The sequence below is a fragment of the Chryseobacterium mucoviscidosis genome (assembly GCF_002177115.1).
Lineage (GTDB): Bacteria > Bacteroidota > Bacteroidia > Flavobacteriales > Weeksellaceae > Chryseobacterium > Chryseobacterium mucoviscidosis.
Map to the genome: position 1 here is coordinate 171,937 of NZ_MVAG01000122.1, position 16,886 is coordinate 188,822.

The 16,886-nt window shown below is 35.8% G+C and carries 14 protein-coding genes; 7 read left to right on the forward strand and 7 right to left on the reverse strand.

Annotated elements, in window-relative coordinates:
- Window position 1 precedes the first annotated feature (1 nt).
- The 7 genes from B0E34_RS12625 (at window position 2) to B0E34_RS12655 (ending at window position 7,206) form a co-directional block, all read left to right on the forward strand.
- A complete protein-coding gene (locus tag B0E34_RS12625) occupies window positions 2-925 on the forward strand; it encodes a carbohydrate kinase family protein (RefSeq protein WP_228423072.1) in 924 nt (307 codons plus the stop codon).
- A gap of 114 nt (window positions 926-1,039) precedes the next feature.
- The gene (era, locus tag B0E34_RS12630) at window positions 1,040-1,915 is read left to right on the forward strand and encodes a GTPase Era (RefSeq protein ID WP_087709940.1); all 876 of its coding nucleotides are present in this window, start codon (window positions 1,040-1,042) and stop codon (window positions 1,913-1,915) included.
- A gap of 68 nt (window positions 1,916-1,983) precedes the next feature.
- Entirely contained in the window at window positions 1,984-2,412 is a 429-nt protein-coding gene (locus B0E34_RS12635) for a DoxX family protein (RefSeq protein WP_087709942.1), read from the forward strand.
- 467 nt (window positions 2,413-2,879) lie between these two features.
- A complete protein-coding gene (locus B0E34_RS12640) occupies window positions 2,880-5,282 on the forward strand; it encodes an alpha/beta hydrolase family protein (RefSeq protein ID WP_087709944.1) in 2,403 nt (800 codons plus the stop codon).
- A 63-nt stretch (window positions 5,283-5,345) separates the two neighbouring features.
- Window positions 5,346-5,774: a hypothetical protein gene (locus B0E34_RS12645; protein WP_087709946.1), complete on the forward strand. Its 429-nt coding sequence runs from the start codon at window positions 5,346-5,348 to the stop codon at window positions 5,772-5,774.
- Window positions 5,775-6,071: 297 nt separating this feature from the next.
- Window positions 6,072-6,650: a Crp/Fnr family transcriptional regulator gene (locus tag B0E34_RS12650; protein WP_087709947.1), complete on the forward strand. Its 579-nt coding sequence runs from the start codon at window positions 6,072-6,074 to the stop codon at window positions 6,648-6,650.
- A 52-nt stretch (window positions 6,651-6,702) separates the two neighbouring features.
- The gene (locus B0E34_RS12655; RefSeq protein ID WP_084196352.1) at window positions 6,703-7,206 is read left to right on the forward strand and encodes a GNAT family N-acetyltransferase; all 504 of its coding nucleotides are present in this window, start codon (window positions 6,703-6,705) and stop codon (window positions 7,204-7,206) included.
- A gap of 46 nt (window positions 7,207-7,252) precedes the next feature.
- Here the strand turns inward: B0E34_RS12655 and B0E34_RS12660 are convergent, their stop codons facing one another.
- The 7 genes from B0E34_RS12660 to B0E34_RS12690 all read right to left on the reverse strand — a co-directional run bounded on the left by B0E34_RS12660 (window position 7,253) and on the right by B0E34_RS12690 (window position 16,616).
- Window positions 7,253-7,972 (reverse strand): hypothetical protein, encoded by a 720-nt coding sequence (locus tag B0E34_RS12660; protein WP_087709949.1) that lies wholly within the window; start codon window positions 7,970-7,972, stop codon window positions 7,253-7,255.
- 55 nt (window positions 7,973-8,027) lie between these two features.
- Window positions 8,028-9,389, reverse strand: a complete 1,362-nt coding sequence (locus B0E34_RS12665) for an MATE family efflux transporter (RefSeq protein WP_087709951.1) — start codon at window positions 9,387-9,389, stop codon at window positions 8,028-8,030.
- Between the two features lie 92 nt (window positions 9,390-9,481).
- Window positions 9,482-10,666, reverse strand: coding sequence for a sigma-54-dependent transcriptional regulator (locus B0E34_RS12670; protein WP_087709953.1), 1,185 nt, complete (start codon window positions 10,664-10,666; stop codon window positions 9,482-9,484).
- Between the two features lie 56 nt (window positions 10,667-10,722).
- Window positions 10,723-11,382 carry a YggS family pyridoxal phosphate-dependent enzyme gene (locus tag B0E34_RS12675; protein ID WP_087709955.1) on the reverse strand — a complete coding sequence of 220 codons (660 nt, stop codon included), beginning with the start codon at window positions 11,380-11,382 and terminating at the stop codon, window positions 10,723-10,725.
- A gap of 438 nt (window positions 11,383-11,820) precedes the next feature.
- Entirely contained in the window at window positions 11,821-12,687 is an 867-nt protein-coding gene (locus B0E34_RS12680; protein ID WP_087710558.1) for a polysaccharide deacetylase family protein, read from the reverse strand.
- A gap of 117 nt (window positions 12,688-12,804) precedes the next feature.
- Entirely contained in the window at window positions 12,805-13,533 is a 729-nt protein-coding gene (locus B0E34_RS12685) for a DUF72 domain-containing protein (RefSeq protein ID WP_087709957.1), read from the reverse strand.
- Window positions 13,534-13,775: 242 nt separating this feature from the next.
- Window positions 13,776-16,616 (reverse strand): heavy metal translocating P-type ATPase, encoded by a 2,841-nt coding sequence (locus B0E34_RS12690; RefSeq protein WP_087709959.1) that lies wholly within the window; start codon window positions 16,614-16,616, stop codon window positions 13,776-13,778.
- Between the last annotated feature and the right edge of the window lie 270 nt (window positions 16,617-16,886).

The window sequence follows — 16,886 nt, forward strand, 5'->3', positions numbered from 1 at the left end:
AATGATAATGACAGAAGAGGTAATGACGACAGAAAAAAGACCTTATATTGTATGTTTTGGTGAAGTTTTGTGGGATATTTTCCCGGAAGGTTCAAGAGCAGGAGGCGCACCTTTTAATGTGGCATATAATGTTCATAAAATGGGCATTGATGTAAAAATGCTGAGCAGAATTGGCAAGGATGAACTGGGAGAAAAATTAACCGATAAAATTAAAAGTTGGGAGATTACCACAGATTTTATTCAGGTAGATGAAGTTCATCCTACGAGTACGGTGATCGCTAAAATTGATGAACACAATGAAGCGAGCTACGAAATCGTTGAAAATGTAGCATGGGATTTTATAGATTTCCTTCCTGAACACCAAAATTTGGTTGCCAATGCAGAAGCTTTTGTCTTCGGAAGTCTTTCTGCCAGAAATGCAAAGACCAGAGAAACTTTGCTTCAACTGCTTGAATTGGCAAAGCTGAAAATTTTTGATGTGAATTTCAGACCGCCTTTCATCGATTTTGAATTCATTAAAATATTGTTGAATAAAGCCGATATTGTAAAGATGAACAAAGCGGAAATGAAGCAGATCCTTGAATTTATGGGTGAAGAATATACAAGTGAAGAAGAAAGTGTTGTATTCATTCAGAAAGAATTTAAAGTTAATGAAATTATTTTAACCAAAGGAAGCAAAGGCGCGGGTTATTTTGTGGGAGATCAAAATTACAGTTTTCCTGCCGTTTCCATCACCATTGCAGATACAGTGGGAAGCGGCGATTCTTTTCTTGCCGGTTTTATTTCCAAAAGAATTCAGAATCAGGAGCCTGAAGAAATTATTAAGGAAGGAATTGCTTTAGGAGCTTTCATTACTTCAAAATCAGGGGCGTGTCCGGATTATAGTTATTCCGAATTTCAAGAATTTAAAGAATCAAAATTCTAATAAAAAATTAAAGACTTTTTCAGACCGGAAAAGTCTTTTTTGTCGGTAAAAGTTTCCAATTAATTCCAAAGACCGATTAAGTTTAGTAACTTTGCAAATCCTAATATAATTTTTATGCACAAAGCAGGATTTGTAAATATAGTCGGAAAGCCCAATGCCGGAAAATCTACCTTGTTGAATCAACTGATGGGGGAGAAACTGGCGATTGTAACCCAAAAGGCTCAGACAACACGCCACAGAATTTTCGGAATTTATAATGAAGAAGACTTACAGATCGTATTTTCAGATACTCCCGGAGTTCTGGATCCGAAATACGGTTTACAGGAAAAAATGATGGATTTTGTAAAGGATTCTTTGCAGGATGCCGATGTTTTCCTTTTTATTGTGGATGTTACCGACAAAGCTGAACCTTCGGAATTTCTGATTGATAAGCTGAATAAAATTCCTGTGCCTGTTTTGCTTTTGCTGAATAAAGTAGACCAGACCAACCAGGAAGGTCTGGAAAAACTGGTAGAAACATGGCATGAAAGAATCCCGAAAGCGGAAATTCTGCCTATTTCTGCATTAAATGCTTTTAATACAGAGATTATTTTACCAAAGCTTAAATCTTTACTGCCGGAAAATCCGCCTTATTACGATAAAGATCAGTATACGGACAAGCCCGAAAGATTCTTTGTAAATGAGGCAATCCGCGAGAAAATCCTTTTGAATTACGAAAAAGAAATTCCGTATTCTGTGGAAGTGGTTACGGAGCAGTTCAAGGAAAAGGAAGGAATTATCTTCATCGATTCTATTATTTATGTGGAAAGAGATACCCAGAAAGGAATTATCATCGGACATAAAGGAGAAGCAATTAAAAAAGTAGGAACAGAATCCAGACTGGATCTTGAAAAATTCTTCAATAAAAAAATTCACCTGAACCTTTTTGTTAAAGTAAAAAAAGACTGGAGAAAAAACGACAGAGATTTGAAAAATTTTGGATACAGATAGACTAAAAACCATCTAAAAACCGTTCTATTAGAAGAATTTTCACTATCTTTAAATGTAAATTGCTTTTAATGAACTATTCGAACACAACAAATTCAGATTCTGTTTTAAAAGATGTTGCATTGCTTATCGTGCGGGTTTTCATTGGTTTTGCCATGCTCTCTCACGGTTTTCCGAAGCTTCAGATGCTTTTAGAAGGGAAGTCAGACTTTTTTGATTTTTTAGGATTAGGATCGCAGATCACTTTAGGCTTAACGGTTTTCGCAGAATTTGCCTGTTCAATTCTCCTTATTTTAGGATTGTTTTCAAGAATTTCATTAGGATTTCTGATGTTTACCATGATTATTGCGGGTTTCGTAGTTCATGGAGCAGATCCTTTTGAAAAGCGGGAAATGAGCCTTATTTATCTTTCCGTCTATCTTTTACTGATGGTTTTCGGAGCTGGAAAATTTTCAGTCGATTACATGATTGAGAAAAGAAAAAGAGCCAATGATTGGTAATGATTTTTACAATATAAATTAAAAAGAGCAGTTGTTTTCAACCGCTCTTTTTTGTTTTTCTAAGGGTTGCAGGGAAGATTGGACGGAATGCAGCTCCATTTCGGAAGTTCACTCGTTTCATCGATTTTCATGCAGGGTTTGTATCTCCGACGATCATTTTACAAAGTTCATTTCATTCTAATTTTTTTATGATTTTCCGTTATTTAACATAACTGAAATTCTTTGAGTTTTTTGCTGAGTGAAACGCCTTTGCGAACTTAAAAACAGTTGGTATTTAAAATAATCTTAGCGATTCTCTGCGTTAAAAAGCGGTATAATTAATAAAGGATTTATTTAAATTTTTCATAATAATTCTGAATTTGATGAATACTAAAGATAATATTATTTTGTTAAATCACGTAGAGGTGTTTTAATATATCCTTGCATATTCTCTAATTTTCATTAATTTCGTGGAAATTGAAATTATTATGAAGATAAAACTGACGATATGCCTTCTTGCATTCCTCAATTTCTATGAAGCGCAGGAAAATATTACCTACCAAAAGCCGTCTCCGGAAATCCTGAAACTTGCTGATTATGAAAGACCGCCAAGTGTTTTGATGAACAGTAAAAAAGACTGGATTGTTTTTACCTACCGTCCGACTTACAAAACACTGGAAGATTTAAGTCAGCAGGAAATGAAATTGGGAGGATTAAGAATAAATCCGGTAACCAATATTTCAAGTTCGGCAACGTATGCGAATAACCTGAAAGTGAGAAAAATGAACGATAAAATGGAAGTTCAGGTTAAAAATTTACCTTCCAATCCAAAAATCACCAATACTTCATTTTCTCCGGACGAAAAAAAACTGGCGTTTACCAATACCACCAATAAAGGTGTGGAGCTTTGGATTGTAGACCTTGAAACCGCTACCGCAAAGAAAATAACTTCAGACAATTTAAATGCAAATTTGGGAAGTCCTTACATCTGGTACAAAGACTCTCAGAATTTATTGATCAAAACCCTTCCGCAAAACAGACCTGCTCTAATAGATTCCAGCAAAGATCTTCCGACAGGTCCCATTGTTTCTACGGCAGATGGAAAAGTTTCGCAGAACAGAACGTATCAGGATCTTCTGAAAAATCCGCAGGATGAAAAGAATTTTGAGGTTTTAACCGCTTCAGAAATTTATAATGTTGATCTGAACGGAACTTTAAAGAAAGTAAAAGATCAGAATATGTATTCCGGATTAAGCTTTTCGCCGGACGGAAATTATCTGATGGCGACAACCATTAAAAAACCGTTTTCTTACATTGTTCCACTAAGCAGATTTCCGATGACCACTACGGTGTATGACATGAACGGAAATGTGGTGAAAGTTGTAAACGAAACACCTCTGAACGAAATCATGCCAAAAGGATTCTCTTCCGTAAGAACCGGAAAAAGAGATATGGGATGGAGAAGCGATATGCCTGCAACTTTGGTATATGCAGAAGCTCTGGACGGAGGAGATCAGTATAAAAATGCAGAATTCAGGGATGAAATTTTCACTTGGGAAGCTCCTTTCAGCAATGCTCCGAAATCTTTCTTTAAAACAAAGCAGAGATATTCTGATGTAAGCTGGACGAATGATCATTACGCCATTGTTTCCGAAGGTTGGTACGATACAAGAAATACAAAATCTTTCTTAGTTGATTTAAATAACGGAGAATCTAAAGTGATTGACGACAGAAATTATCAGGATGTGTACAGCGATCCCGGAAATTTCAACACCACAAAAAACCAGTACGGAAGGTACGTTGTCGACATGAAAGGAGGAAAGTCTTACCTCATCGGAGCCGGATTTACAAAAGAAGGACAGCATCCTTTCATCGATGAGATGGATGTGAAAACCATGAAAAAGAAAAGACTGTATACTTCCAATCTTAAAAATGCAAAGGAAGAAATTATTGATATTTTAAATCCTGCCAAAGGAGAAGTTCTTACGATTCAGCAATCTTCCAGTCAATATCCGAACTATTTCAAAAAGAGCATTAAATCCAGTAAGACAGAAGCGGTAACCAATTTCGCGAATCCTTTTGAAAGCATTAAAGATGTCTACAAAGAAGTAATTACGTATAAAAGAAATGACGGCGTTACACTTACCGGAACACTTTATCTTCCTGCCAATTACGACAGAAAGGCAAAAACAGAAAAATTACCGTTGCTGATCTGGGCTTATCCTACAGAATATAAAGATAAAAATACGGCAGGACAGAATACGCAGAATCCAAACGATTTCACTTTCCCTTACTACGGTTCTTTCGTGTATTGGACAACGAAAGGATATGCTGTTTTGGATGATGCTGCATTCCCGATCATCGGAGAAGGAAAAACAGAACCGAATGATACATTTATTCCTCAATTGGTAGCGAACGGAAGAGCTGCGATCGATGCGGTAGATCAATTAGGCTATATCGACAGAACGAAAGTAGCAGTTGGAGGACATTCTTACGGCGCTTTTATGACGGCAAACCTTTTGACCCATTCTAAAGATTATGCTTGCGGAATTGCTAGAAGCGGGGCTTACAACAGAACTCTGACGCCTTTTGGTTTTCAGAGCGAACAGAGAAATTACTGGGATGTTCCGGAAATTTATAACACGATGTCACCTTTCATGAATGCAGATAAGATGAAAACGCCGCTGTTATTGGTTCATGGAGATGCAGATAACAATCCGGGAACATTCACTTTGCAGACGGAAAGATATTTTCAGGCGCTTAAAAATCTTGGCGCACCAGTAAAAATGGTTCTCCTGCCAAAAGAAGCTCACGGATATGCAGCGAAAGAAAATATTCTTCATTTGCTTTGGGAACAGGATCAGTTCTTGGAGAAATGTTTGAAAAAATAATAATTTACATAAAAACTCGTTCAATTTTGGACGGGTTTTTATTTTCTTTGTCAAAAAATTCAAATGCCAATTGTAAGACGTTCAGAACAAAATCAACAGTCGCTTCAGGATTTTTATAGAGAATTTCTACCCAAACCAAGTGATACATTTGGAAATGCAGGAATTCCGATGCTTAAAATTTTGGATTTTATGAATGATGTTTTCAAAGACACCTTCATTTATGGTTTGACATCACATATACACTTGCTTTTATTCAATAATGATGAAGAGGATAAACACTATGTTGAAATTATAGGTTTTAAATCAGGATCTTATGAAGTATTTACGGTGCAGTATTTTATTCCGGAACACAAAAGTCCGTGGAAAAACGCAGTGGTGAAAGGTGAAACGACACAATTTGAAGAGTTTAAAAAGATGATTGTCATTTCCATGATGGAATCTGGTGGTTGGAAAGATAATTTAGAACTGATGAATTTTCAGAAAATCATGTAAAATTTGTTTTAAAAAACTGTTCCCATTTTGTATTAAATTTATTTCTCGCTGATAATGCAGATTTAATTTCAAAGTCTATTAAACAGATATTCAGTTAAAATCAATCGGAGAAGAATATGTTAAGAAAAATAATGCTAAAAATTACAGACAATTAGATCTAAGCAGACTTTACCGGAACATCAAAAACAATTTGATTACTTACATTATTCATATTCTGTTTACTTTAGTTTTTGTAATTTTCAGTCCGCAAAATTCAGTAAAAAATAAAAAAACACGGGACATTGATTCCGAAAAGATATGTTACGAACCAATCAGACATTTTTAGACTACCTTGAAGGACTGTACAGCAGTGAAGAACATAAAGGGAATATTGTTTTAGAATCTTTTGAAAAAGGCAATAAAATATTAGTTCAAAATCAGATTTCCACAAAGATCATGCTCGTTAAAAGCGGCATTACCAAATGCTATTTTGTGGAAGAAAACGGAAAAGAATATATTGTGGAATTTATGGGAAAAGGAGAGATCATCGGTGAAATCGAAGTCATTAAAAATGTTCCCTGCATCTGCAGTATTGAAGCGATTACGGAAGTTACCGTTTATTCGATGTCGATTCCCTATTTCCAGGCATTGATCAAAAAAGATCTTACCCTCAATAATTTATTGTTGGATGTTTTTGCAGAGCGCATTTTCAATACTTCAAGCCGCGCCTCTTATCAGCAGCTTCACAAAACAGAACATACACTTTCTCAATTGTTGGAAGTGAAATCCAGAGAAATGGAAATTTCAAAAGAAGATATGGCAACCTATCTCGGAACTACTGTGGAAAGCCTGAACCGAGCGTTGGAAGAGCTTCAGGAGAATAATTCTGAAGAATAAATTTAAAGGATTTAAACACTTCTTTTATCTTTGCAGAAATATGTTGAAATCAATGGAAGAACTGAAATTCAGGAATGCTGAACTGAAAGATTTACCCAAAATTGTAGAAATTTACAACTCAACCATTCCTTCGAGAATGGTAACTGCCGATACGGAAAATATCTCTGTAGAAAGCAGAATCGAATGGTTTCATGACCACAATCCTGAAAAAAGACCACTCTGGATTATTGAAAATGAACAGAACGAAGTCTTAGGCTGGGTTAGTTTTTCATCATTTTACGGAAGACCGGCATACAACGGAACGGTGGAACTCAGCATTTACATGGACGAAAGCTCGCGCGGAAAAGGCTACGGAAAAAAAGTACTGCAATACTGCATTGATAACGCACCAAAATTTGAAGTAAAAACACTATTGGGATTCATCTTTTTACATAATGAACCCAGCCTGAAATTATTCCGACACTTTGGTTTTGAAGACTGGGGTGTTTTTCCGAATGTTGCCGTTTTGGACGGCGTTGAAAGAACTTTGGTGATTTTAGGAAAAAGGGTAGGGTAGCTTGTCATTGCGAGGAGCGAAGCAACGAAGCAATCTCTAAAGTTATTTAAATTAATTCCAGAAATATTTTTGCTTTGCTCTTTATTTCAGTAATAATATTTTCGCTTTTATTACTTTCTTTCATCATCCAATATTTATTCTCATTCCATCCAAATTCGCGGTTAATTCCTGATCCATGTTGTGTTATAAATCCCCAGAACCAAAGATCATCCCAGACTTCGATTTCTTTTCCTGTGTAGTGTTTTTCCAATAATGTATTAATACTTTTAAAATTCCATTTACCTTCTTGCATTTTATTAAAGATTGAAATTATTACAAAATCCACAGGCAAAAAGAATTTGTCATCATCTAAAAATGGCGGAGTATCGTCCCAAATCGAAAATTTCTTAGCATACTCTTTATTGTGTAAATGGAATATTACTTTTGTAAATAAAGCAGCCGTTTTATCTCCCCATCCTTTTTGTTTTTTCATTCCATCAAATAAAGATTTATAATTTTTTGGACTATTAGGATTTATTTTCTCAGTAAAATTGTTGAAAGATGCTAAAATATTTGAATGTGAGTGAATTGATTTAAAAAAATCTGACAGTTCATCAATTTTCGGTCTACTTTGAGTTGATGCTATATTATAAAGAATGGAAATTAACTTTTCCTCTTTAGTTTTGAAAGGCTTAATAAGTGATGAGTAATATTTTTTTTGAAAATCTTTATTGTATTGTCTATTTTCTTTTAAGAATTCAAAAATAGCCTTAAGTTTTTGTTCCATATTATGTTTTGATTTAACAAATATAAAAAAGCGATCCCAAAAGACCGCTTTCCTATTACAGATTCTGCTTAATTCTTTTTGCAGACATATTCAAAAACCGTTTGACCAGCATTACAGCGGAAACCGTTAATCCCAATCCTAAAGCGATCCACATGCCGAAAGCTCCCATTTCCATGGTTACACAAAGGAAATATCCTAAAGGAATTGTGATAACCCAATACGCAATAAACGTGTAAATAGAAGGAATTTTTACATCCTGCAACCCTCTCAGCATTCCTAAAGCTGTTACCTGAATTCCGTCTGAAAGCTGGAACAACGCAGCAATTATCATTAATTTGGAAGCTAAAGCAATGACTTCAATCTCTTCTTTTTTGGTGAAAAATGTCGGAAGAATATTTCGTCCCAAAATGAAGACAATTCCGCAGATGCACATAAAAATAAACGCAATTTTCAGATTGTTGATTCCTACCTTTCTTAATTCAACAAAATTCTGTTCTCCCAGTTTTCTCCCGATCATCACCGTTGAAGCCACACTGAAACCGATGCATAAATTAAAAGTAAAGGAAGCCATACTTAAGGCAATCTGGTGAGAAGCAATATCGTGCGCCGAAATCAGACCGCAGATAAAAGCGGCTCCCGCAAAAGCAGTCACTTCAAAGAACATCTGTAAAGCCGTCGGAAAACCGAGTCTGATCATCTTTTCAAACATTTTCTTTGAAAAAACTTCAATTTTTAATGAAAAATCTTTGATGTACTGTTTCGTTTTTTTCTCATTCGAAAGCACAAAATACAGAAAAACCACCATAAAAATTCTGGCGATTAAACTTGCAAGGGCAGAACCTTTTACCCCCATTTCAGGAAAAATCCAAAGTCCTTTAATGAAAACATAATTTAAAACAATATTAATGACATTGGCAATAATAGTCGCTTTAGTAACTCCAATCGTGTAAGAAAGCCCTTCCGAAACTTCTCTCAGTGTCTGAAAAGCCATAAACGGAACAATGCTGATTGCCATAATCGTTAAAAAATCAACCGTATCTGGAATGATCTTCTCCGGCTGTCCGGATTTGTAAAGCAGCGGCATTCCCAGAAGTAAAATTGCGATCAGCAAAATTCCCACCGTCATATTGATGATAAAGCCATGACTGAAAACAGAATTAATCGTCTTATGGTCATGTTTCGAATGCGCCTCCGAAACCAAAGGCGGAATGGCAAAAGAAAATCCCAAAGCCAATACAAACATCGAGAAAAACACAGCATTTCCCAATGAAACTGAAGCCAGTGCATCAGCTCCCAGAAGATTTCCAACAATAATATTATCAAAAAGATTCACCGAAACCTGCCCAACCTGCGTCAACATCACAGGAAGAGCCAGCGTGAGGCATTCTTTCGTATAGTTTTTATTTAAAAAGTTCATAATTGTTTACAATTCATATAGTTTTATTCAAAAAAAATTGCAGTAACAAATGATACTGCAATTTTCATAATTTATTTAAAGTAATAATTACATTATTTCCTTACAAAACTTGCAACGTCTTCGGCAGAAACCGTGTTTCCTCCTAAAATAATCAATCTTTCCACAACGTTTCTCAATTCTCTGATATTTCCTGTCCATGAAAGCGCTTTTAAAGCATCAATCGCCTTATCATCGAATTTTTTTACAGCCGTACCGTGTTCATCAGCAATCATTCCGGAGAAATGCTCAACCAGTAATCTGATGTCTTCTTTTCTTTCATCCAATGGCGGAACGTAGATTTCAATCACAGAAAGTCTGTGGTAAAGATCTTCCCTAAATCTTCCTGCCTCGATTTCCTTCTGCATATTTTTGTTGGTTGCTGCAAGAACTCTTACATCCACCTTAATCTCCTTATCGCTTCCTACAGGCGAAACTTTGCTTTCCTGTAATGCTCTCAACACTTTTGCCTGAGCAATTAAGCTCATATCGCCGATCTCGTCAAGGAATATTGTTCCACCGTTTGCCTGCTCAAATTTCCCCTGCTTATCCTTAATAGCTCCTGTAAAAGATCCTTTTACGTGACCAAATAATTCAGATTCAATCAGTTCAGAAGGAATCGCCGCACAGTTAACTTCTACCATCGGACCTCTTGCTCTGTCACTTTGATTATGAATGGCATGTGCAACCAGCTCTTTTCCGGCTCCGTTTGGTCCTGTAATTAAAACCCTTGCATCAGAAACAGCAACTTTTTCGATCATATCCTGAATTTTCTTCAAGCCTGCCGATTCCCCGATCATCTGGTATTTTTTATTTACCTTTTTCTTCAGCGTTTTATTTTCTGTCTGAAGATTTTTATTTTCTTTCTTCAGTGTTTCTTTGGCTAAAGCATTTTTTACGCTCGTAATCAGTCTGTTGATGTCGATTGGCTTGGAAATGAAATCGTAAGCACCGTCTCTAAGGCATGAAACCGCAGAATCGATGTCTGCGTGTCCTGAAATCATGATGAAGGTAGATTCCGGCTTCAGCGCTAAACTTTGCTTTAAAAGTTCAGTTCCTGAAAGTTTAGGCATTTTGATATCGGAAATCACCAGTGCGAAATCTTCTTTTTCTACCTGTTTATAGCCTTCAAGTCCGTCTTCGGCGATTACAAATTCATAGTCGGTTAGTTCGTCAGAAAGAATACTGTGGAGTACTCCTGAGATTGCTTTTTCGTCTTCTACAATAAGGATTTTTTGCATAGTTGCAAATTTAGATTTTTTTGATTGAATTATTAGCAAAAACTATACCTAATCGTTTAGTTGGAATAATCTCTTCTCCCGAAAATCGCAGATCCCACTCTTACGGAATTGGCACCACATTCAATGGCAATCGGAAAATCGTCACTCATTCCCATTGATAATGTTTCGAGCTTTTTTAATTGATTTAATTCATCAAAAAGATTTTTCAGGTTTAAAAATTCCTTCTTTACCTGATCTCTATCGTCCGTGAAAGTTGCCATTCCCATCAAACCTGTAATTTCGATATTCTGAAATTCTCCGCTGAGATACTGTTCAAACAAATCTTTGGCTTCATTAATATCCAATCCGAATTTGCTTTCTTCTTCGGCAATTTTCACCTGAAGCAACACTTTGATGGTTCGGTTGTGCTTTGCTGCTTCTTTGTTGATCTCACGGATCAGCTTTTCAGAATCAACACTTTGGATCGTATCCACAAATTCAGCGATATATTTTACTTTATTCGTCTGAAGATGCCCGATCAGATGCCACTGAATATCTTTGGGAAGGAGAGGGTACTTTTCTGCGACTTCCTGCACTTTATTTTCACCAAAAACTCTCTGTCCAAGATCATAAACTTCCTGAATAGCAGAAACAGGATGTGTTTTTGAAACAGCAACCAACTGTACATCAGAAGGAAGCTGACTTTTAATATGATTGTAATTTTCCTGAATACTCATACCTGCAAATTTCTGAATTTTAAAGAGGAAAAGCTAATGAATATTGAAATTTTTAGACTTGAGATTTTTGTTGAGTCTAACATAGAATGTCTGTCATTCTGACGAAGGAAGAATCTAAATTTTATTGTTAAAGATTCTTCACTCCACTTCGTTTCGATCAGAATGACAGACATACAATATATTAAATTTCAATATTGTCCGATAAAACATATAAACAAATTTATGAGCTCAATGTTTATTGCACAAATCGACAGTTCGCTCCTCTGGAGCTTTTTTTGATGGCGTCTTTTTTTCTATTAACAGTAAATCCCGATGGGATTAAATGCAGCTCCATTAGGAGCAACCTGTTCATAGAAAATAGTTATTCTTAGAATGGAAGCTCCGGAGGAGCGACCTTATAATTGTGTTTCAATGTTTATCGGACAAGGATGATTAAATTTAATTCAAAACCTCATTAACCTTCGGATATTCTGAGATTTTTCTGAAGACAAAACGATTGCTTTTCTGGAGCTTTTCAATAAAAAGATCGAGTTCATTTATGGAATCTGCATCGGTTAAATACTGATCATGCGTAAGAAAAACCAGATGTCTTGAAGTTTTTTCAAGATCATTAAAGAAAATACTGTCCACTTTTTTCAGCATTTCTTCATGTTTTCCCTTTAATGCCATTTTATTGGTCGGTTTCCACTCAAGATCCCAACCGATTACTTTATAACCTGCCTGTTTTAGCTTATTCGCAGCTTCGGTAGAACTTTTAAGATCGGTTACGGTAATGTTATTCAGTCTCCAGATATTTCTTCCGGGTGTTCTCGCAATTTTATCATACAGTTTCAGGCTGTCTTTTGCGGCATTAAAATCTTCAACAACACCCGCCGGATTTTTGTAAAAATCGGTGTATTTGTTGTGCGCGTGCGTGAAACTGTGATTCGCAAGTTCTATTAAATGATCTTTTCTTAACAGTTCCAGATCTTCCTGCTGCTTTTTGCTTCCGTAAGCGTGTTTGCCTACAAGAAATGCGGTGGCGCAAATGTTTCTTTTGTGTAAAATTTTCAGGAGGTTTTCGGTTCCGCGATTCGGGCCGTCATCGAAGGTCAGATAAATTACTCTTTTATCTGTGGGAACATTTTCATCATCAAGTTTGGGGACAATTTTTGCGACGGGATGGTCTTTCGGAATCAGTTTTTCAGATTCTTTCTTGTCTTTTTTTTGATTACAGTTGTTGAATAAGATTGAAGTTGCACTCACCAATGCAAGCATCCCAAGAAAAGTCTTGTTTCTAGACTTTTCCGCAAAAGTTTTTGTCATAAAATTTAATGGAATTTTTTTGTTAAAAATTGTTAATTTTCCCAAATTATTCTTAACAAAAATTACGCCAAATTTTACTTAATTTTGACTTTTTAAGCTTATTTTAATAAAATATTTTTACTCGAGAATTCTCTTTAAATACAGCGAATTTTTAATGGCAGCATTTCCCCACGTATTATTGAAAAAGATAAATGATTTATGTTGTAAATTTTTAATCTTTTTGGCTAAATTTTCAAGGAATTCATTGCTGTATTCAGATTTGTAAAGCACAGGTTTTCCGTGAAGCCGATAATATAAAACTTCAGAATCGTTGATAATGACATCTTCCGGTAGATTTCCGGGAAAACTGACACCGGAAAAAATGACCTTATTTTCTTCCAAAATTTTAAATACCTCTTCATTCCACCACGATTCGTGACGGAATTCAATGAAATTCAGATAACTAAAATCAAGATTATTAAGGATTAAATCAATATCTTCCTGAGTATTTTTAAAAGATGGAGGAAACTGATACAGAAATCCGGAAAGTTTTTCCTTCAAATGAGATTCAATATGATGACAGAATTCCGCAATTTCTTCTATACAGTCTTTCAGTCGCTTTTCATGGGAAATGGTTTTCGGAATTTTAATAAAAAACTTAAAATCACTGGGCGTTTCGTCATACCATTTCAATAACGTTTTTGCAGTAGGTCTTCTGTAAAAAGTAGAATTAATTTCCACACAGTTAAACTCCTTTGAATAAAGGATTAGAAAATCTTTACTTTTCGCGTCTTCAGGATACAATGATCCTTTCCAGTCATTATTGTAGAATCCCGAACAGCCAATGTATAGATCTTCTTTTTTCATATTGTTACTTTTTTTACTCTCGCAGATTTAGTAGATGATTGTGCTGTAATCATTTACGTTTATTAATGAAACCTGTTTAAGCAAATTCAGATTTAACCGCAAAAGTTGCAAAAGACATTCATACAGCGATTATCAGAATTTTTAAAGTTCTCAAAACAATAAAAATCAAAGATTTTTAAAAGCTATTGTGAACTTTTTTGTTGATAATCAGTGATTTTAGTCTCCAAATCTGCGAGAAAAATTTACTCAATGTCCAGATCCACCGAATTCAGTCGCAGAGAGTTCAGAATAACGGAAAGAGAACTAAAACTCATCGCCGCTGCTGCAATCATCGGAGATAACAGGATTCCAAAAAACGGATACAATAATCCTGCCGCAACGGGAACTCCAAAAATATTGTATATAAAAGCAAAAAACAGATTTTCTTTAATATTTTTCAGTAATTTTTCACTTAACAGTCTGGCTTTTGCAACGCCTAAAATATCACCTTTCAGCAAAGTAATTTCTGCACTTTCGATGGCAACATCGGTTCCTGTTCCCATCGCAATTCCGATATTTGCCTGAGCTAAAGCGGGAGAGTCGTTGATTCCGTCGCCGGTCATCGCGACAATTTTCCCTTGTTTTTGAAGTTTTTTTACTTCGTTTAATTTATCTTCAGGAAGACAGTTTGCTTTAAAATGTCTGATTCCCAATTCCTCTGCAACGGCTTTTGCAGTATTTTCGTTATCTCCGGTCATCATGATAATGTCAATTCCCTCACTCAATAACTGCTGAACTGCTTTTTTAGAACTTTCTTTAATTTTATCGGTAAAACTGATAAATCCTAAAACTTCGTTTTCCTGAGCGACATAAGAAATGGTATGTGCTTTCGCCTGGATTTCTTCTGCCTTTTGTTTTATATTTTGAGGAAGAAAAATCTGATGTGAAGTTAAAAGATCTTCGTTTCCAAGGAAAATTGTTTTTCCGTTGATGTTTCCTTTGATTCCTTTTCCGGAAATATTTTCAAATTTTTCTACTTTTTCAGGAGTTATACTTTCAGCTTTTGCCTTTTTAATCACTGCATTTGAAAGCGGATGTTCCGAATTCTGATTTAATGAATAGGCTAATTTTAAAATGAATTTTTCGTCTTTATCAACCGTTTCAATATGTTCTAAGGATGGTTTCCCTTCGGTTAAAGTTCCTGTTTTATCGGTAATCAGCACATTTACCTTATTCATCTGTTCAAGAGCTTCTGCATTTTTAATCAGAATTCCGTTTTTTGCACCTTTTCCGATTCCCACCATTAGAGACATTGGTGTTGCTAAACCTAATGCGCAAGGACAGGCCACAATTAAAACTGCCACCGCATTAACGAAGGCAAACAGCGTTTTCTGACCTTCCGGACCGAAAATCTGCCACAGAATAAAGGTTAAAACGGCTATTAAAATGACAGCAGGAACAAATATTCTAGAAACTTTATCTGTAAGTTTCTGAATCGGGGCTTTGCTTCGGCTTGCTTCATTTACCATCCTGATAATTTGGGAAAGCAGGGTTTCGTCGCCGACTTTTTCCGCTTTCATGATGAAAACCTGATTTCCGTTGATGGTTCCAGAAGAAACTTTATCATTAACGTTTTTCTCAACGGGAATTGGCTCTCCTGTAATCGTACTTTCATCGACTACGGAATTTCCTTCTGTTATTTTTCCGTCTACCGGAATTTTCTCCCCCGGTTTTACTTTTAATAAATCGCCGATTTTAACCTGTGAAAGCAGTACTTTTTTCTCTTCTCCGTTAACGATAAGATTGGCTTCATCGGGAGATAAATTCATCAGTTCACGGATGGCATTTCCTGTTTTTTTGTGCGCCGCAGCTTCCATTAGCTGTCCCAAAATAACCAGCGTTAAAATAACACAGACCGCTTCGAAATATAAAGGGATTTCATGATGTCTGCCACGAATTTCATGCGGAATAATATCAGGGAAAATTAGGGCGACAATACTGAAAATAAATGCGGCTGCAACTCCCAGAATAATCAGGCTGAACATATTTAAGTTCCCTGTTTTGAAAGAAACAAATCCTCTTTTCATTAAAAACCATCCTGAATACAAGACAACAGGAAGCGTTAAAATCAATTCAATAATTCCCTGAATTTGATGAGAAAAAGGAAAATCAAAAAACATTCCGCCCATCGAAAGAATGAAAACGGGAACGGTAAAAGCCAGTGAAATGATGAATTTCTTTTTTAAGATGTTGTAGGTTTCATCTTCTTCCTCGTTTTTGTCGGGCATTCTTACGAGGTCCATTCCGCAGATCGGGCAGTCTCCCGGTTCGTCACGAATGATTTCAGGATGCATCGAACAGGTGTATTTTGCCACTTTTTTCTCAGGATATTTTACGAGATCCATTCCGCAAACGGGACATCCGACATTGCTGTCGTAGACTTTATCGCCTTCACAATACATCGGACAATAGTATTTTCCGGCCATTGCATCGGTTACTTTCGGTGCTTCTTGATGATGGGTATGATCGTGAGAATGTTGATGCGAATTTGAAGTGGAATTTTTAACTAAATCTTCTGTAATTTCTTCCAGATGCATATTACAGACAGGGCAGTCTCTCTTTTCAGGATAAATTTTATCGCTTTCGCAGAACATCGGACAGTAGTATTTTCCGATATTGTCTTTGAAATTTTCAGGTAGATTTGTTTGGGAATAAGCAGGTTTAAAATTCGGATCTTTAGCGTGTTTTTCCTCAATGGGAACCAGATACATATTGCAGACTGGACATCTTTTTCCCTGCTGAAAATAAACTTTTTCTCCTTCGCATTCCATTGGGCAATAGTAAACCGAAGACGGAGAAACTCTGTCCTGTGGTTTAATGAAGGTTTTTTCAGGATTGTCCGGATCTTCCAGTTTGTAGTTGCCGATTTCTTCGAGTGCTTTATTTAAAGTATTGATTTCTAAATCTTTATCGAAAGTAATGGTTGCCGTATTATTTTCGAGATTAATATCAGCTTTTATATTTTCTAAACTGTTCAACTTGTCAGAAATTTTTTTCTGACATCCGGAACAGGTCATTCCGAGAATTTTATATTGCTTTTCCATGATCCTTCTGATTTATTGTACAAATTTCCAAAAAGCAATCGGAAGCCTGTTATAATTTTAAGGATAATGTTTACAGAATTCTGTCTTATGAGTGGGAGGGGTTTTGTGTTTTAGGGTAAGAGTGTTTTTTTTAATTTCTCTTGTAGATTTGGCAGATTGATTACGCAGTTTCTTTTTTAATTTAAATACAAGAGAAATTTACACAAACATCTGCTTAACCTGATAGATCTGCTCGATTTTAAACCCAAAAAAACTCTCCAATTCTCAAAC